Origin of the sequence: Alkalithermobacter thermoalcaliphilus JW-YL-7 = DSM 7308 (assembly GCA_001584565.1) — a bacterium.
Classification (GTDB): Bacteria; Bacillota; Clostridia; order Peptostreptococcales; family Peptostreptococcaceae; genus Alkalithermobacter; species Alkalithermobacter thermoalcaliphilus.
In genome coordinates, this window is sequence record LSFY01000001.1 from 90,658 (window position 1) to 108,513 (window position 17,856).

13 protein-coding genes, 11 tRNA genes and 2 rRNA genes are annotated in these 17,856 nt (G+C 36.3%); all 26 read left to right on the forward strand.

Annotated elements, in window-relative coordinates; all coding sequences use genetic code 11:
- Positions 1-44: 44 nt before the first annotated feature.
- Positions 45-120, forward strand: a tRNA-Ala gene (locus tag JWYL7_RS00635).
- A 55-nt stretch (positions 121-175) separates the two neighbouring features.
- A 23S ribosomal RNA gene (locus JWYL7_RS00640) occupies positions 176-3,093 on the forward strand.
- 89 nt (positions 3,094-3,182) lie between these two features.
- Positions 3,183-3,299 (forward strand): 5S ribosomal RNA (rrf, locus tag JWYL7_RS00645).
- A gap of 5 nt (positions 3,300-3,304) precedes the next feature.
- Positions 3,305-3,379, forward strand: a tRNA-Asn gene (locus tag JWYL7_RS00650).
- A gap of 7 nt (positions 3,380-3,386) precedes the next feature.
- Positions 3,387-3,475, forward strand: a tRNA-Leu gene (locus tag JWYL7_RS00655).
- A 6-nt stretch (positions 3,476-3,481) separates the two neighbouring features.
- Positions 3,482-3,557, forward strand: a tRNA-Met gene (locus tag JWYL7_RS00660).
- Positions 3,558-3,559: 2 nt separating this feature from the next.
- Positions 3,560-3,634, forward strand: a tRNA-Glu gene (locus JWYL7_RS00665).
- 8 nt (positions 3,635-3,642) lie between these two features.
- Positions 3,643-3,718: transfer RNA gene (locus tag JWYL7_RS00670), tRNA-Val, on the forward strand.
- A gap of 7 nt (positions 3,719-3,725) precedes the next feature.
- Positions 3,726-3,802: transfer RNA gene (locus JWYL7_RS00675), tRNA-Asp, on the forward strand.
- Between the two features lie 11 nt (positions 3,803-3,813).
- Positions 3,814-3,889 (forward strand) — tRNA-Thr (locus JWYL7_RS00680).
- Between the two features lie 6 nt (positions 3,890-3,895).
- Positions 3,896-3,978: transfer RNA gene (locus tag JWYL7_RS00685), tRNA-Leu, on the forward strand.
- A gap of 93 nt (positions 3,979-4,071) precedes the next feature.
- Positions 4,072-4,146 (forward strand) — tRNA-Gly (locus tag JWYL7_RS00690).
- 4 nt (positions 4,147-4,150) lie between these two features.
- A tRNA-Arg gene (locus JWYL7_RS00695) sits at positions 4,151-4,227 on the forward strand.
- 268 nt (positions 4,228-4,495) lie between these two features.
- Complete coding sequence (gene cdaA / locus JWYL7_RS00700) at positions 4,496-5,314, forward strand: diadenylate cyclase CdaA (RefSeq protein WP_066067443.1); 819 nt, start codon at positions 4,496-4,498, stop codon at positions 5,312-5,314.
- The gene (locus JWYL7_RS00705; RefSeq protein WP_066067446.1) at positions 5,311-6,504 is read left to right on the forward strand and encodes a CdaR family protein; all 1,194 of its coding nucleotides are present in this window, start codon (positions 5,311-5,313) and stop codon (positions 6,502-6,504) included. The genes cdaA and JWYL7_RS00705 overlap by 4 nt, the downstream gene beginning before the upstream one ends.
- 110 nt (positions 6,505-6,614) lie before the next feature.
- Complete coding sequence (buk, locus tag JWYL7_RS00710; protein WP_066067450.1) at positions 6,615-7,700, forward strand: butyrate kinase; 1,086 nt, start codon at positions 6,615-6,617, stop codon at positions 7,698-7,700.
- On the forward strand, positions 7,700-8,605 hold the full coding sequence (gene ptb / locus JWYL7_RS00715; protein ID WP_066067454.1) for a phosphate butyryltransferase: 906 nt from the start codon (positions 7,700-7,702) through the stop codon (positions 8,603-8,605). The genes buk (JWYL7_RS00710) and ptb overlap by 1 nt, the downstream gene beginning before the upstream one ends.
- Before the next feature lie 16 nt (positions 8,606-8,621).
- Positions 8,622-9,695, forward strand: coding sequence for a butyrate kinase (gene buk / locus JWYL7_RS00720; RefSeq protein ID WP_066067458.1), 1,074 nt, complete (start codon positions 8,622-8,624; stop codon positions 9,693-9,695).
- Positions 9,696-9,706: 11 nt separating this feature from the next.
- Positions 9,707-10,384, forward strand: a complete 678-nt coding sequence (locus JWYL7_RS00725; RefSeq protein WP_066067461.1) for an ATP-binding protein — start codon at positions 9,707-9,709, stop codon at positions 10,382-10,384.
- Positions 10,385-10,445: 61 nt separating this feature from the next.
- Entirely contained in the window at positions 10,446-10,661 is a 216-nt protein-coding gene (locus tag JWYL7_RS00730) for a 4Fe-4S binding protein (RefSeq protein WP_066067466.1), read from the forward strand.
- Positions 10,662-10,692: 31 nt separating this feature from the next.
- Positions 10,693-11,751, forward strand: coding sequence for a 3-methyl-2-oxobutanoate dehydrogenase subunit VorB (locus tag JWYL7_RS00735; protein ID WP_066067469.1), 1,059 nt, complete (start codon positions 10,693-10,695; stop codon positions 11,749-11,751).
- Positions 11,751-12,497 carry a thiamine pyrophosphate-dependent enzyme gene (locus JWYL7_RS00740; protein ID WP_066067471.1) on the forward strand — a complete coding sequence of 249 codons (747 nt, stop codon included), beginning with the start codon at positions 11,751-11,753 and terminating at the stop codon, positions 12,495-12,497. The genes JWYL7_RS00735 and JWYL7_RS00740 overlap by 1 nt, the downstream gene beginning before the upstream one ends.
- 1 nt (position 12,498) lies before the next feature.
- Positions 12,499-13,041 carry a 2-oxoacid:ferredoxin oxidoreductase subunit gamma family protein gene (locus tag JWYL7_RS00745; protein ID WP_066067476.1) on the forward strand — a complete coding sequence of 181 codons (543 nt, stop codon included), beginning with the start codon at positions 12,499-12,501 and terminating at the stop codon, positions 13,039-13,041.
- A 308-nt stretch (positions 13,042-13,349) separates the two neighbouring features.
- Complete coding sequence (locus JWYL7_RS00750; protein ID WP_066067478.1) at positions 13,350-14,270, forward strand: RNA-guided endonuclease InsQ/TnpB family protein; 921 nt, start codon at positions 13,350-13,352, stop codon at positions 14,268-14,270.
- 183 nt (positions 14,271-14,453) lie between these two features.
- A complete protein-coding gene (gene glmM / locus JWYL7_RS00755) occupies positions 14,454-15,800 on the forward strand; it encodes a phosphoglucosamine mutase (protein WP_066067481.1) in 1,347 nt (448 codons plus the stop codon).
- 211 nt (positions 15,801-16,011) lie between these two features.
- Positions 16,012-17,838: a glutamine--fructose-6-phosphate transaminase (isomerizing) gene (gene glmS, locus JWYL7_RS00760; RefSeq protein WP_066067484.1), complete on the forward strand. Its 1,827-nt coding sequence runs from the start codon at positions 16,012-16,014 to the stop codon at positions 17,836-17,838.
- Positions 17,839-17,856: the final 18 nt, after the last annotated feature.

The following is a 17,856-nucleotide window of genomic DNA, read 5'->3' on the forward strand; positions in this document are numbered from 1 at the left end:
GTTTTACCTGCTGTTTAGTTTTCAGCGTTCATTGCTGAAAACGTGGGGATGTAGCTCAGCTGGGAGAGCACCTGCCTTGCACGCAGGGGGTCAGGAGTTCGATCCTCCTCATCTCCACCAATTAGCACTTAGTTAAAGTGCTTTAGCACTTTGAAAATTGCATAGCATTATAGCTGGTCAAGTTATTAAGGGCGCAGGGCGGATGCCTTGGCACCAAGAGCCGATGAAGGACGTGGTAAGCTGCGATAAGCTTCGGGGAGGTGCAAGCAACCTTTGATCCGGAGATTTCCGAATGGGGAAACCCACCTAGAGTAATGTCTAGGTATCCTTAGATGAATACATAGTCTAAGGAGGGGAACCAGGGGAACTGAAACATCTAAGTACCCTGAGGAAGAGAAAGAAAATTCGATTCCCTAAGTAGCGGCGAGCGAAAGGGGATTAGCCCAAACCTATAAAGCTTCGCTTTATAGGGGTTGCGGATATGCTCTTTAGAAAGTTAGTAGTGTAGTCGAAGAGGTCTGGAAAGGCCCACCACAGAAGGTAACAGTCCTGTAGATTAAACACGAAACCTTTTGAGCATACTCCAGAGTACCACGGGACACGTGAAACCCTGTGGGAAGCAGGGGGGACCACCCCCCAAGGCTAAATACTACTTGGTGACCGATAGCGCATAGTACCGTGAGGGAAAGGTGAAAAGAACCCCGGGAGGGGAGTGAAATAGAACCTGAAACCCTGTGCCTACAAGCTGTGGAAGCACATTTTTAGTGTGACCGCGTACTTTTTGTAGAACGGGCCAACGAGTTACGGTAAGTAGCAAGGTTAAGGACTTAAGGTCTGGAGCCGCAGCGAAAGCGAGTCTTAAATGGGCGTTTTAGTTACTTGCCGTAGACCCGAAACCAGGCGACCTACCCATGGACAGGATGAAGCGAAAGTAAAATTTCGTGGAGGTCCGAACCCACGCACGTTGAAAAGTGCGGGGATGAGCTGTGGGTAGCGGTGAAATTCCAATCGAGCTTGGAGATAGCTGGTTCTCCCCGAAATAGCTTTAGGGCTAGCCTCGAGCTTAGAGAAAAGGAGGTAGAGCACTGACTGTCCTAGGGGCCCTTTGGGTTACCGAAGACTATCAAACTCCGAATGCCTTATTCTTTTGCTCGGGAGTCAGACTATGGGTGATAAGATTCATAGTCAAGAGGGAAACAGCCCAGACCGTCAGCTAAGGTCCCTAAGTATGAGTTAAGTGGAAAAGGATGTGGGATTGCACAGACAACCAGGATGTTGGCTTAGAAGCAGCCATTCATTTAAAGAGTGCGTAATAGCTCACTGGTCGAGTGATCCTGCGCCGAAAATTACCGGGGCTAAAACTCATCACCGAAGCTACGGCATCCGTAAGGATGGGTAGGGGAGCATTCTCTAAGGGCTGAAGCTAAACCGTAAGGATTAGTGGACTTTAGAGAAGAGAGAATGTTGGCATGAGTAGCGAGACGTGGGTGAGAATCCCACGGGCCGAAAACCTAAGGTTTCCTGAGGAAGGTTCGTCCGCTCAGGGTTAGTCGGGACCTAAGCCGAGGCCGATTGGCGTAGGCGATGGACAACAGGTTGAGATTCCTGTACCACCAATTACCGTTTGAGGGATGGGATGACGCAGAAGGATAGGCTATCCTACCGCTGGTCGCGTAGGTCCAAGCATCAAGGGAGTTAAGATAGGCAAATCCGTCTTAACATATCCTAAGGTGTGATGGGGAGCGAATTTAAGTAGCGAAGTAGCTGATTTCATGCTGCCAAGAAAAGTCTCTACCGAGGTAAGAGGTGCCCGTACCGCAAACCGACACAGGTAGGTGAGGAGAGAATCCTAAGGCCAGCGAGAGAACCCTTGTTAAGGAACTCGGCAAAATGACCCCGTAACTTCGGGAGAAGGGGTGCCTCGTTAGGGTGTATGCCCGAGGAGGCCGCAGAGAATAGGCCCAAGCGACTGTTTACCAAAAACACAGGTCTCTGCTAAATCGAAAGATGATGTATAGGGGCTGACGCCTGCCCGGTGCTGGAAGGTTAAGGGGATGTGTTAGCTTTTGCGAAGCACTGAACTTAAGCCCCAGTAAACGGCGGCCGTAACTATAACGGTCCTAAGGTAGCGAAATTCCTTGTCGGGTAAGTTCCGACCCGCACGAAAGGCGTAACGATTTGGGCACTGTCTCAACAAGGGACTCGGTGAAATTGTAATTCCAGTGAAGATGCTGGATACCTGCGACAGGACGGAAAGACCCCATGGAGCTTTACTGTAGCTTGACATTGGATCTTGATACTACATGTACAGGATAGGTGGGAGGCCAAGAAGCCGGGACGCCAGTTTCGGTGGAGCCATCCTTGGGATACCACCCTTGTAGTATTGGGATTCTAACCACAGGCCGTGAATCCGGTCTTGGGACACTGTCAGGTGGGCAGTTTGACTGGGGCGGTCGCCTCCTAAAAAGTAACGGAGGCGCCCAAAGGTTCCCTCAGCACGGTCGGAAATCGTGCATAGAGTGTAAAGGCAAAAGGGAGCTTGATTGCAAGACATACAGGTCGAGCAAGGACGAAAGTCGGGCTTAGTGATCCGGTGGTACCGAGTGGAAGGGCCATCGCTCAACGGATAAAAGCTACCCTGGGGATAACAGGCTGATCTCCCCCAAGAGTCCACATCGACGGGGAGGTTTGGCACCTCGATGTCGGCTCATCACATCCTGGGGCTGTAGTAGGTCCCAAGGGTTGGGCTGTTCGCCCATTAAAGTGGTACGCGAGCTGGGTTCAGAACGTCGTGAGACAGTTCGGTCCCTATCCGTCGCAGGCGTAGGAAATTTGAGAGGAGCTGTCCTTAGTACGAGAGGACCGGGATGGACATACCTCTGGTGCACCAGTTGTCACGCCAGTGGCACAGCTGGGTAGCTATGTATGGACTGGATAAGCGCTGAAAGCATCTAAGCGCGAAGCCACCCTCAAGATAAGATTTCCCACTTTTTAAGGTAAGACCCCAAGAAGACTACTTGGTTGATAGGCTCAAGGTGTAAGCACAGCAATGTGTTTAGCTTATGAGTACTAATAGGTCGAGGACTTGACCAAAAATGCTATGCAGTTTTGAGTGTGCTAAAAAATATGTTGACACAAACACAAAAGTGTGATAATATATTAAATGTTCTCAAGATAATGAATCTGGTTACTATAGCAAGGAGGATACACCTGTTCCCATTCCGAACACAGAAGTTAAGCTCCTTTGCGCCGATGGTACTTGGAGGGAAGCCTCCTGGGAGAGTAGGACGTAGCCAGTTTGTGTTCCAAGGTAGCTCAATGGTGGAGCACTCGGCTGTTAACCGATAGGTTGTGGGTTCGAGTCCCACCCTTGGAGCCAATAAAATGCCGAGGTGGCGGAACTGGCAGACGCACAGGACTTAAAATCCTGCGGTCCTTACAGACCGTACCGGTTCGATTCCGGTCCTCGGCACCACAACATCGCGGGGTGGAGCAGTTGGCAGCTCGTCGGGCTCATAACCCGAAGGTCGTAGGTTCAAGTCCTACCCCCGCAACCAATGGCCCATTGGTCAAGCGGTTAAGACACCGCCCTTTCACGGCGGTAACAGGGGTTCGAATCCCCTATGGGTCACCAAATAAAGTGGGATCATAGCTCAGCTGGGAGAGCACCTGCCTTACAAGCAGGGGGTCACAGGTTCGATCCCTGTTGATCCCACCAATAAAATGGCCTGGTAGTTCAGTTGGTTAGAATGCCAGCCTGTCACGCTGGAGGTCGAGGGTTCGAGTCCCTTCCAGGTCGCCAAAATTCAATATGCTGGTGTAGCTCAATTGGCAGAGCAGCTGACTTGTAATCAGCAGGTTGCGGGTTCGAGTCCCATCACCAGCTCCAAATAATGCGGGTGTGGCGGAATTGGCAGACGCACTAGACTTAGGATCTAGCGGGTAACCGTGGGGGTTCAAGTCCCTCCACCCGCACCACATTATAACACAGCAAGTTGTGTTATGCATTCTAATTATGCATTCTAATAAAGTATTCCTTTAAATTATCTGAGGGAAGCTTTTTTATTTTATGCGGAAGTGGCTCAGTGGTAGAGCATCGCCTTGCCAAGGCGAGGGTCGCGAGTTCGAATCTCGTCTTCCGCTCCAATATGTGCCTGTAGCTCAGCTGGATAGAGCAGTGGCCTTCTAAGCCACGTGTCAGGGGTTCGAATCCCTTCAGGCACGCCAATACAAAAGAGTTCCATAGTACTATGGAACTCTTTTTCTATTTTATAACACATAGGAAATTATGTACTTTAATAAATTGTAAGAAAGCTATAATTTCCGTAATGTGTTACAATAAAGTTTTCTTTATTAATTTTTCAAAAAAGACTTGGCTTTGTTTATTGAGCGAATAATGTAGTAAAATAGGGACGCTTTGCTTATTGAAAATTTACATAACTTGTGAAATAATTAAAATAATCAACAGGAAAGATGCTTAGCGGGAGGGTTGAATTTGTGGAATATACAGGACATAATAACTAATATAGGAATACTGGATATAATAGATATAGTTATAGTAGCTTATGCCTTTTACAAGCTTTATACACTGATAAAGGAAACAAGAGCTGAACAGCTTGTAAAGGGAATAGTTGTTCTTTTAGTAGCAACAAAAGCTAGCGAAGTTTTACAGCTTCACGTTGTAAACTGGATATTAAAAAATACTATGACTGTAGGATTGATAGCTCTTTTGATAGTTTTCCAACCTGAACTTAGAAGAGCTTTAGAATATATAGGAAGAACTAAATTTATAATAAGATCAAGCAGTGAATTCGAAAATGAAAGCATAGATAAAAGCATCGAAGAAATTGTAGAAGCGCTTTATTCCCTCTCAAGACAAAAAATAGGAGCACTTATAGTAATTGAAAGAGAAACAGGATTAGGAGATATAATTCAAACTGGAACTATAGTAGAAGGAAAAATAACAAGACAATTATTAATAAATATTTTTATACCTAATACACCACTTCATGATGGGGCAGTAATAGTAAAAGGAAGTAAAATAAAAGCTGCAGGATGTTTCTTACCCTTAACAGAAAATAAAAATTTAAATAAAGAACTTGGAACAAGACACAGAGCAGGAATTGGAATAAGTGAAAGATCTGATTGCATATCATTAATGGTATCTGAAGAGACTGGATATATATCTATGGCTAAAAGCGGTAAAATATATAGAAATATAAGTAAAGAATATATTAAAGATGTATTAAGTAAATTACTAAAGCAAGAAGTAGAGGGTAAAGGAATATTTAAAAAAGGTGGTTTATTTAAATGATAAATATATTCAAAAATAATCTAAAAATAAAACTATTATCTTTATTTTTAGCTTTTATTATGTGGATTTATGTCATGGTTGAGGCAGACCCTATTGTAATAAGAGATTTTAATGATATACCAGTTAGAATAACTAATATAGAACAGATAAAAGAAAAAGGAATGACTATATCTTATGATTCTGATCTTAAGAGCAACATAGTACTAAGAGGAAGAAGGTCTTTATTTAAGGATATAACAAAAGATAAAATATCTTTGTATGGACAGATAGAAAATCCTAAATTAGGAGAAAACATAGTCAATATAAAGGCAAGTTTACCAGAAAATATAGAGTATACAATTATGCCCGAAAAATTAGGCGTAATTTTAGAGCAAAATGTTGTAATTAGAAAAGAGATAGACGTTCAAAAATCAGGAAGATTAAAAGAAGGAGTAAAAATTACAGATATTAATATAAGCCCTAAAAGCACATGGATAGAAGGCCCAAAGAGTATAGTTAATAAGGTAGACAAATTAGTGTGTAGACTTAATTTAGACAATAAAGATTCTGATTTTAATGTAAGAACAGAGATTGTTCCATTAGATAAACAAGGGAATGTTATTGAGGGAATAAATTTAAAAGATAGATACGCTTATTTAAATGTTAGTGTTTCAAATTCAAAAAGAGTTCCTATAAAAGTAAATTTAACAGGTAAGCTAGATGAAGATTACAAATTAATATCATATAATATATCAAATGATACAGTTGTAATTTATGGAAAACAAAATGAATTAGATAAAGTAAAAGAAATATACACTAGCAAGATAGATATATCTAATATAAGAGAAGATAAAAAAATAATAGCAAATTTAGAAATCCCTCCAAATATACAGGCATCTGTTAAAGATATAGAGATAGAATTTAAGGTTTCAAAACTCATAACAAAAGATTTTCATATACCTAAATCACGCATAATATTTAATAATATACAAAATTTAGATATTTCAAAAAATAATCTTCCTGAAAACATATTAGTAAAAGTAGTTTATCTAGAGGAATTAGCAGGAGATATAGATGAAAAAGATATACAAATTTTTGTCAATATGCAAGATGACATCTTAGAAACTTCAAAATACGAAATAAAGTATAATATACCTTATCCAGTTGAAAGAGTAGATGTAGTACCTAGGTATGTTGAAATATACAAATGATAATAATTTTTTATGTAAAAATGTAGTCTTATGACTGCATTTTTTATTGCATTTTTTATATTTTAGAGATATCATATAAATTAGGATAAAACTTTTTATGAGGTGATATTGTGTCAAGAGAGTATATTCTTGTTATAAATCCAGGTTCTACTTCAACGAAGGTAGGGATATTTAAAGGCAAAGAAAACGTTATCCAAAAAACTTTGGTACATTCTTCACAAGAACTAGAAAAATATGAAAAATTAATAGATCAATATGAATTTAGAAAAAACATGATAATAAAGTGGATGGAAGAAGAGGGATATTCTACTTCACAACTTATAGCTGTAGTGGGTAGAGGAGGTCTTTTAAGACCAATGCCAGGAGGTACATATAAAGTAACTGATAAAATGATAGAAGATTTGAGAATAGGAGTTCAAGGTGAACACGCTTCAAATCTTGGAGGAATTATAGCAAAAGCAATAGCAGATATGGAAAATATAGAAAGCTATATAGTTGACCCTGTAGCAGTAGACGAATTTGAGGATATAGCAAGAATATCAGGAATACCACAGATAACTAGAAGGTCATTAGGACATGCACTTAATATAAAAGCTGTTGGAAGAAAAGTAGCAAATTCGCTTGGATATAAATTTGAAGATATGAACATGATAGTAGCTCATTTAGGTGGAGGAATAAGTATAGCTCCTGTTAAAAAAGGAAAGAATGTAGATTATAACAATGCAAATGAGATGGGACCGTTTTCGCCAGAAAGAACAGGAGGATTACCTGTTGGAGATCTAGCAAAAATGTGTTTTTCAGGTAAGTATACATTCAATGAAATAAAGACTAAGCTAAGAGGAAAAGGTGGACTTGTAGCTTACCTTGGAACTAATGATGCTAGAGAAGTAATGAAAAGAATAGAAAATGGTGATGAAAAGGCAAAACTTGTATTTGATGCAATGGCATATCAAATAGGTAAGGAAATAGGAGCTATGGCAACTGTGTTAAATGGAGATGTAAAAGCTATAGTAATAACAGGAGGGCTTGCATATTCTAAATACTTAACTGACTACATAACTGATATGGTAAGCTTTATTGCACCTGTTATTGTAGAGCCAGGAGAAGATGAACTTAAAGCCCTTAATGAAGGTGCGTTAAGAGTTATAAATAATGAAGAAACTCCTAAAATATACGAACAAGAGGTGAAGTTTTAATGAGAAACTTTGAAGAAGTAATAAAATATGCAAAAGAAAGAGGACCTAAAACAATATCAGTAGCTTGTGCACAAGATAAAGAAGTTTTAATGGCAGTTGAGATGGCTAGAAAAGAAGGAATAGCAAATGCGATATTAGTTGGTGATTTAGATCAAGTTAAAGAGTTAGCAGATGAACTTAATATGGATCTTGCTAACTATGAATTAATAGACGAAAAAGATTTAACACAAGCTTCGAGAAAGGCTGTAGAGCTGGTTTCAAGTGGAAAAGCTCATATGGTTATGAAAGGTCTTGTTGATACATCTATAATACTAAAAGCAGTTTTAGATAAAGAAATAGGACTTAGAACAGGAAATGTACTAAGCCATGTTGCAGTATTTGATGTACCAGGGTATGATAGATTGTTCTTTGTAACTGATGCTGCTATGAACTTAGCTCCAGATCTTGAAACTAAAAAGCAAATTATAGAAAATGCTTGTCAAATAGCATATGGATTAGATATAAATGAGCCTAAAGTTGCAGTAATATGTGCAAAAGAAAAAGTAAATCCTAAAATGATAGATACAGTTCATGCTAAGGAATTAGAAGAAATGAATAAAAGAGGAGAAATAAAAGGATGTATAGTTGGAGGGCCTTTCGCTCTTGATAATGCTGTATCAGTAGAAGCTGCAAAGCATAAAGGAATAGATCATCCTGTTGCAGGAAAAGCAGATATATTATTAGCTCCAGATATAGAAGCTGGAAATGTACTTTATAAATCTATGGTTTTCTTTGCAAATGCAAAAAATGCTGGAGTTATAGTAGGAGCAAAAGCACCTATCATATTAACTTCAAGAGCAGACAATGAGGAAACAAAATTAAATTCTATAGCATTAGGTGTTTTAGCAGCAAGCAAACTAAAATAGTATGTAGGAGGGCATTATGAATACAAAATTTAGAATACTTACAATAAATCCAGGATCTACATCAACAAAGATAGCTGTATTTGATAATGAAGATTTAGTATTTGAAAAGACATTAAGACATTCTGCAGAGGAAATAGGAAAATATGATAGAATCTCTGATCAATTTGAATTTAGAAAAAACGTTATAGAAGAAGCTATGATAGAAAATGGAGTTAAAATAGAAGAGCTTGACGCTGTTGTAGGAAGGGGAGGGCTTTTAAAGCCTATAGCAGGTGGAACATATAAAGTTAATGAAGAAATGATAAAAGATTTAAAAGTAGGCGTATTAGGAGAACATGCATCAAATCTTGGAGGAATAATAGCTAAGGAAATAGCTCAAAAAGCAGGATGTGAAGCTTTCATAGTTGATCCAGTTGTAGTAGATGAACTTCAAGATGTTGCTAGAATATCAGGTATGCCTGAAATAGAAAGAAAAAGTATATTCCACGCTTTAAATCAAAAAGCTACAGCAAGAAGGTTTGCAAAAGAGGTAAACAAGTCTTATGATGAGGTAAATGTAATAGTAGCTCACATGGGTGGAGGAATATCAGTTGGAGCTCATGAAAAGGGAAGAGTAATAGATGTTGCTAATGCACTAGACGGTGAAGGACCTTTCTCACCAGAAAGAAGTGGAGGACTTCCAGTTGGAGATTTAGCTAAAATGTGTTTTTCTGGAAAATACACTTTAGATGAAATAAAGAAAATGATAAAGGGAAAAGGTGGACTTGTAGCTTACCTTGGAACTAATGATGCAAGAGAAGTTACTAAGATGATAGAAGAAGGAAATGAAAAAGCAAAACTTATATTTGAAGCTATGGCTTATCAAGTAGCCAAAGAAATAGGATCATGTGCAGCAGTTCTTAAAGGAAAAGTAGACGCTATAATCTTAACAGGTGGAATAGCATATTCAGAAATGTTTGTTAACTGGATAAAAGAGAGAGTATCATTTATAGCTGAAGTTAAAGTATATCCTGGAGAAGATGAAATGATAGCTTTAGCTCAAGGTGGACTTAGAGTATTAAAAGGAGAAGAAGAAGCTAAGTCATATTAGTAGGTGATCAAATGATAAAAGATGATAAAAGAATAAGAATAATAATAGGACACTACGGAAGTGGCAAAACAGAGTTTGCTATAAATTATGTAATGAAGTTGCGAAATGAAGTTGAAGGTAAAGTTGCAATAGCAGATTTAGATGTAGTTAATGTATACTTTAGAACTCGAGAAAAAAGACAACTTTTAGAAAGCAACAATATAATTGCAATAGATGCATCAGTTCAAGCATCTGCAGTTGATGTACCGGCAGTATCTGCTCAGGTTATGGCACCACTTCAAGATGAAAGCTTTAATTATGTAATGGATGTTGGAGGAGATTCTGTTGGAGCTAGGGCTCTAGCGAGATTTTCACATCTTTTGAAAGAAGATAACTATGATATGTTTTTTATAGTAAATGCCAATAGAGAAAAAACATCAACAGCACAAGATGTCATAGAGCATATAAAAGCAATAGAAAGAACCACTAATTTAAAGGTTACAGGACTTGTTAATAACACTCATTTAATAAGACAAACTACTTTAGAGGATATATTGAAAGGGCAAGATATTACAAGGCAAGTTTCACAAATAACAAATATACCTATTAGATATGTAACTTGCATAGAACATCTTGTAGATAGTCTACCTGAAGACATACAAGGGGAAGTATTCCCAATAAAGCTTTATATGAGAGAAGAATGGATGTAATTAGGATTATGAGCCTAATTAACATAAATGCCTAACACTTTAAACATAAGGAGGGTACAAAATGGCTAGAGGAAGAGTAAGTTTTGACCAAAATCGTTGTAAAGGATGCGAACTTTGTACAACGGTATGTCCAGTAAATATAGTTATAATGGATAGAAGTAAAATAAACAAAAAAGGATACAACCCAGCAACTGTAAGTGAAGAAGAAAAATGTGTTGGCTGTGGAAACTGTGCAATGATGTGTCCAGATTTAGTTATAACAGTAGAAAGAGACTAATTACACATAAACATATAAGGAGGGAAATAAAATGGCTAAAGTTTTAATGAAAGGAAACGAAGCTATAGGAAAAGCAGCGATAGAAGCTGGTTGTAGATATTTCTTCGGATATCCTATAACACCTCAAAATGAGTTACCAGAATATATGTCAAGAGAATTACCAAAAGTAAATGGAGTTTTCTTACAAGCAGAGTCAGAAGTAGCAGCTATAAACATGGTTTATGGAGCTGCAGGTTCAGGTGCAAGAGTTATGACTTCATCTTCTTCACCAGGAATAGCTCTTAAACAAGAAGGTATATCGTATATAGCAGGAGCAGAGCTACCGGCTGTTATAGTTAACATAATGAGAGGTGGACCTGGTCTTGGTGGTATACAACCATCTCAAGCTGACTATTTCATGTCAACAAGAGGAGGAGCAAATGGTGACTATAGAACTCCAGTTTATGCTCCAGCTACAATACAAGAAGCAGTTGATATGGTAATGGAAGCATTTGATGTTGCAGATTATTATAGAACTCCAGTTATGATTGTAGCAGATGGTATGATAGGACAAATGATGGAGCCAGTAGAATTTAAAGCTCCTAAGAAAAGAGAATTAAAAGAAAAAACTTGGGCTACAACAGGAACTAAAGGAGAAAGAAAACCAAACATAATAAACTCTTTATTCTTACAACCTCAACAGTTAGAAGATCATTGTATAAAACTAGATGCTAAGTATAAAGAAATAGAGAAAAATGAGGTTCAATACGAAATGTACAAAACAGAAGATGCAGAGTTTGTATTTGTAGCTTATGGTACAACTGCAAGAATAGTTAAAAACACAGTGGATTCTTTAAGAGAAGAAGGAATAAAAGCAGGACTTATAAGACCTAAGACATTATGGCCGTTCCCATTCAAAGCATTTAATGAAATTCCAAATGCAAAACATGTAATGTCTGTTGAAATGAGTATGGGTCAAATGGTAGAAGATGTTAAGTTAGCAGTAGAAGGAAAAGTTCCAGTTCATTTCTACGGAAGAACTGGTGGAATGATACCAACTCCAGATGCAATCGCACAGAAAGCTAAAGAAGTATTAGGGGGTGCTAGATAATGGCAGTTGTATTTAAGAGAACTGAAGGATTAACAGAGAAAGAAGTTCACTACTGTCCAGGATGTACTCACGGTATAATCCATAGATTAGTAGGGGAAGTTTTAGAAGAGTTAGGAGTATTAGGAAAAGCTATAGGAGTTGCTCCGGTTGGATGTTCAGTTTTAGCATACGATTACTTTAACTGTGATATGCATGAAGCAGCTCACGGTAGAGCACCTGCTGTTGCAACAGGAATAAAAAGAGTTCATCCTGATAGTGTAGTATTTACATATCAAGGAGATGGAGACTTAGCTTCTATAGGTGCTGCTGAAATAGTTCACGCTGCAGCAAGAGGTGAAAAAATAACTACTATATTTGTAAACAATGCTATATATGGAATGACTGGTGGACAAATGGCACCTACAACTTTACCAGGACAAAAGGCTACAACATCTCCTTATGGAAGAGATGTAAATCATGCAGGAGCACCAATTAGAGTTTCTGAGATGCTTGCAACTCTTGATGGAGCAGTATTCGTTGAAAGAGTAGCAGTTAACAATCCAGCAAATATAAGAAAAGCTAAAAAAGCTATAAAGAAAGCTTTTGAAATTCAAATAGCAGGAAAAGGATTCACAATAGTAGAAGTGTTATCTACTTGTCCAACAAACTGGGGAATGCATCCAGTAGAATCTCTTAAATGGTTAGAAGAAAACATGATCCCTTATTATCCATTAGGAAATGTTAAAGACGTAGCGGAGGTGAAATAGTATGGCAACAGAAAAAATAATCTGTTCAGGATTTGGTGGACAAGGAATAATGTCTATGGGACAACTTTTGGCTTACGCAGGAATGCTTGAAGGAAAAGAAGTTTCTTGGCTTCCTTCTTACGGACCAGAAATGCGTGGTGGAACTGCTAACTGTTCTGTTATAGTTTCTGATAAGCCAGTAGGATCACCAGTAGTTACAAATGATTGTACTACGGCTATTGTTATGAACTTACCGTCCTTATTAAAGTTTGAACAAGCTGTTGTTGAAGGTGGAAATTTATTAATAAATAGTTCATTAATAGATGAAAAAGCTAAGAGAGAAGATATAAAAGCGTATTATGTACCAGCTAATGAAATAGCACTAGAAATAGGAAATATAAAAGTTGCTAATATGGTTATGCTTGGAGCATATCTTGAGCTTACAAAAATAGTGAAAGTAGAAACTGTAATAGAAGCTCTTAGAAAAGTATTCGGACCATCTAAAGAAAAACTAATACCAATAAATGAACAAGCTCTTGAAAGAGGAGCAGCTTGTGTAAGATAGTTTTAAAGGCCACATATGTGGCCTTTAATTTTTAGCTAAATATTAACTTGTGTAAATTTATTGTAAAAAAAATAGTACTATGATAATATATTAAAAGGGTATCTATGCCCTTATTTTTTTTAAGGAGGCGTGCAAACAGTTAGAAAATATTTACAAATTCATACAAAAATCTTATAACTTTTATAACATCACGTTATGATTATTATGAGGTGATGGAAATGAAATATTATAGTATAGGTGAATTTGCTAAGTTGATATAAAAAATAGAGCAAACAAATCTAAGAAAATGATTAAGGTGCTGGTAGAAGATGATTAAAACTTACAAAGTTAAGCTTTTACCTAACAATAAACAACGAACAAAGCTATTCGAGTGTGCTTCAGTTGCAAGATGGGCATATAACTTTGCGTTAGCAACACAGCAAGAAAACTATAAAAATGGTGGTAAATTTTTAAATGATGGTGAGATTAGAAAAAGATTAACAGAGTTAAAAAAGACAAAAGAATATACTTGGCTTAACAATTACTCAAATAATATAACAAAACAAGCTATAAAAGATGCCTGTATTGCATATAAAAACTTCTTTGAAGGTAGAGCAAACTTTCCTAAGTTTAAGTCAAAAAAGAAAAGTAAGCCAAGTTTTTATCAAGATACAATAAGTACAGGACAAAAGTACAAAAACATAAATAAAACAAGTAAAGTTAAAAAACTTGAGAAAAGACAAAAAAGATTACAAAAAAAGCTATCTAAAAAATATGAATTAAACAAAATTCAAATGAACGGAGGTGAATACCGTTACAGAAAAACTAACAATATAAAAAAGTTAGAATTCCTTGTTTTAAAAATGAGAAGAAGGCTTAAAAACATAAGGCATAATTATATTCATCAGATAACTGCATCTTTGGTGAAAGCCAAGCCAGAGTATGTAGTTATGGAAAACTTAAATACTTGTGGAATGCTGAAAAATAAAAGATTATCAAAAGCTATACAAGAGCAGCTATTTTACGAATTTAAAAGACAAATGGAATATAAATGTGCCTTAAATGATATAAAATTTATACTTGCAGATACATTCTATCCTTCATCTAAAACTTGTAGCATATGTGGTGCTTTAAAAAACAAACTTTCTTTATCAGAAAGAAAATTTATATGCGATAAATGTGGCTATGAGATAGATAGAGACTTAAATGCAAGTATAAACCTAAAAAATTATGGTAAATCAATAGCATAGCACCTAAAGCTATTATTGATATGTACCGATTCGTTAGTCGGGAATTTAAGCCTTCGGAGTGTTAAATAAACAGGAGTAGATTTTTCGAAACTGGACACGATGAACAAGGAAGGAAACGTAAACTTTTATAAGGTTTGATAAAAACTTTATAAAGTTTTATAAGTTTTCTGTAACGGCACAGGTATGGGAAGGTTATTTGGAACTGATGGAGTAAGGGGTATAGCAAATACACAGCTTACATGTGAACTTGCATATAAATTAGGAAGAGCTGGAGGATATGTTCTTACAGAGGGAAAAAAGAACATAAAAGTAATAGTAGGAAAAGATACTAGAATATCAGGTGATATGCTTGAGGCGGCATTAATTTCTGGATTAATGTCAGTTGGAGCTGATGTAATAACTGTTGGGGTAGTTCCAACGCCTGCAGTTGCATATCTTACAAGACTATATGAAGCAGATTGTGGGGTTGTAATATCAGCATCACATAACCCAGTAGAGTATAACGGAATTAAGTTTTTTAACAAAGACGGGTATAAACTTGCAGATGAAATAGAAGATAAAATAGAAGAATATATATTGAACATAGAAAAAATACAATACAAACCTACAGGAGAAAATGTAGGTAGAAAAATAGAAAAAATAGATGCAAAGAGAGATTATATAAATTATCTCAAAGAAATAGTAGATATAGATCTTACTAATTTAAAAATAGTTTTAGATTGTGCAAATGGAGCTGCATTTGAGGTTGCACCTATAGTATTTGAAGAACTAGGAGCAAAAGTAATTACTATAAATAACAATCCAGATGGAAAAAATATAAATTTAGATTGTGGATCAACTCATCCAGAAAAACTTAAGCAAAAAGTTTTAGAAACTGGTGCAGATATCGGTCTTGCATATGATGGAGATGCAGATAGATTAATAGCAGTAGATGAGAAGGGTCAAATTGTAAATGGAGATCATATAATGGCTATATGTGGAAGGTACTTTAAAAAGTGTGGAAAACTTAAAAAAGATACAATAGTAGTTACAGTAATGAGCAATATAGGCCTTCACATAGCAGCAAAAGAAAATGGATTAAATACAGTTTCAACAAAAGTTGGAGATAGATATGTTCTTGAAGAAATGATTAAATCTGGCTATAATGTCGGAGGAGAACAATCAGGACATTTAATATTTTTAGATTACAACACTACAGGAGATGGAGTATTAAGTTCTTTAATATTATCTTCAATAGTTGAAAAGGAAAAAAGCACTCTTTCAAACCTTGCATCTATAATGAAGGAATACCCTCAAGTATTAGTAAATGCAAAGGTTAAAAATGAAAATAAAGATAAATATCTAGAAGATATACAAATAAAAGAAGAAATAGAAAAAATAGAAAAGATATTAGATGGCAATGGAAGAGTTTTAATAAGACCATCTGGTACAGAGCCACTAGTTAGAGTAATGCTTGAAGGAAAAGAGGAAGGTCAAATAAAAGAATTAGCAACAAACCTTGCTAATTTAATACAATCAAAATTATCATAGGCATAAATTTTTATGCCTAAAGCGCCAGGACTTAATATATATTAAGTTGACGAGGACAGGGTTTATCGAATATCGGCGGATACCCTGCGGCATATCCACTGTCGTTAGATGATTCACAAAACCTATAAGTGATTATAGGGACAAAGGAACATTAGTGGATGGACCTTCCTCCTTAAATAAAAAATATAAATTTTAAGGAGGTAAATATTTTATGTGTGGTATAGTAGGTTATATAGGAAACAAAAAGGCAACAGATGTATTAGTAGAAGGATTATCAAAGCTTGAGTACAGAGGTTATGACTCAGCAGGAGCAGCTATCAATACTGGAGAAAGTTTACAGGTAAGAAAGTTTAAAGGAAGACTTGCTGTTCTTGAAGAAAATCTAAAGAATTTTCCAGTAGAAGGGAATTTAGGGATAGGTCATACTAGATGGGCAACACACGGAGCTCCATCTGACAAAAACTCACATCCACATCTTAATATGGATGAGACTATAGCTGTAGTTCACAATGGAATAATAGAAAACTATATGGAATTAAAAGAAGAATTAATGAGTGAAGGAGTTGTATTTAAATCAGAAACAGACACAGAAGTAGTAGCTCATTTAATAGATAAATACTATAAAGGAGATTTGTTTGATGCAGTATATAAAGCTGTAGCAAAATTAAGAGGGGCATATGCTTTAGGAATTACATGCAAAGATTATCCAGATATGTTAATAGCAGTTAGAAAAGATAGCCCACTTATAGTCGGACTTGGAGAAGGAGAAAACTTCATAGCATCAGATATTCCTGCTATATTAAAATATACAAGAGATATATATTTACTTGAAAATGGAGAAGTAGCAGTTTTAACTAGAGACGATGTAAAGGTATATAACGAAAATAAAGAAGAAGTTAAAAAAGAAGTTTACCATGTAACATGGGATGTTGAAGCCGCTTCTAAAGGTGGATATGACCACTTTATGATAAAAGAGATAAATGAGCAGCCAAATGGAGTAAAAGAAACATTAGTTAGAAGGCTTGATGAAAACAGAAATATAAAACTAGATAATATAAACCTTACAAAAGAAGATTTAGATAAAATAAATAAGGTATATATAGTTGCCTGTGGAACAGCTTATCACGCAGGGCTTGTTGGAAGATACGCTATAGAAAAGTTTGCTAAGATACCAGTAGAAACAGATGTAGCATCTGAATTTAGATATAGAGATCCGTTTGTTGATGAAAATACACTACTGATAGTTGTAAGTCAATCTGGAGAAACTGCAGATACACTAGCAGCACTTAGAGAAGCTAAGTCTAAGGGAGCAAGAATACTTGCAATAACTAATGTTGTAGGATCTTCTATATCAAGAGAAGCTGATGATGTATTCTATACTTGGGCAGGACCAGAAATAGCAGTTGCATCTACAAAGGCTTATACAACACAATTAGTTTCTTTATATATGATAGCTCTTGATATGGCTATGAAAAAAGGAACAATAACACAAGAGTTTTATAACCAAGTTATAAATGACTTAGAAAATATACCAAGCAAAATAGAAGAAATACTAAATAACTCTGATGAAATAGAAAAAATAGCAGAGGAAATAAAAGAAGCAAAAAATGCTTTCTATATAGGTAGAGGACTTGACTACTATGTTGCTATGGAAGGAGCTCTTAAAATAAAAGAAATTTCTTACATGCATGCAGAAGCATTTGCAGCAGGAGAGTTAAAGCATGGAACAATAGCTTTAATAGAAGAAAATATTCCTGTAGTTGCAATAGCAAGTCAAGGTAGCTTATTTGAAAAAATGGTTTCAAATATGGAAGAAGTAAAAGCTAGAGGAGCTTATGTTATAGCAGTTGCTCAAGAAGGAAACAAAGAAGTAGAAAAAGCTGCAGATAGAGTAATCTATATACCAAAAGTTAATGATATATTAGCAAGTATATTAACAGTAATACCACTTCAACTTCTTTCTTACTATGTATCTGTAAAAAGAGGATGCGATGTAGATAAGCCAAGAAACTTAGCAAAATCAGTAACAGTTGAATAGATTTTAGGATCAGTAGTT

Bases quoted from the DNA above. Each gene is read 5' to 3' on its own strand.
- JWYL7_RS00750 (WP_066067478.1), top strand. From the start codon at position 13,350: ATGATTAAAACTTACAAAGTTAAGCTTTTACCTAACAATAAACAACGA.
- glmM (WP_066067481.1), top strand. From the start codon at position 14,454: ATGGGAAGGTTATTTGGAACTGATGGAGTAAGGGGTATAGCAAATACA.
- glmS (WP_066067484.1), top strand. From the start codon at position 16,012: ATGTGTGGTATAGTAGGTTATATAGGAAACAAAAAGGCAACAGATGTA.
- JWYL7_RS00725 (WP_066067461.1), top strand. From the start codon at position 9,707: ATGATAAAAGATGATAAAAGAATAAGAATAATAATAGGACACTACGGA.
- JWYL7_RS00740 (WP_066067471.1), top strand. From the start codon at position 11,751: ATGGCAGTTGTATTTAAGAGAACTGAAGGATTAACAGAGAAAGAAGTT.
- ptb (WP_066067454.1), top strand. From the start codon at position 7,700: ATGAGAAACTTTGAAGAAGTAATAAAATATGCAAAAGAAAGAGGACCT.
- buk (WP_066067458.1), top strand. From the start codon at position 8,622: ATGAATACAAAATTTAGAATACTTACAATAAATCCAGGATCTACATCA.
- JWYL7_RS00735 (WP_066067469.1), top strand. From the start codon at position 10,693: ATGGCTAAAGTTTTAATGAAAGGAAACGAAGCTATAGGAAAAGCAGCG.
- JWYL7_RS00745 (WP_066067476.1), top strand. From the start codon at position 12,499: ATGGCAACAGAAAAAATAATCTGTTCAGGATTTGGTGGACAAGGAATA.
- JWYL7_RS00705 (WP_066067446.1), top strand. From the start codon at position 5,311: ATGATAAATATATTCAAAAATAATCTAAAAATAAAACTATTATCTTTA.
- JWYL7_RS00730 (WP_066067466.1), top strand. From the start codon at position 10,446: ATGGCTAGAGGAAGAGTAAGTTTTGACCAAAATCGTTGTAAAGGATGC.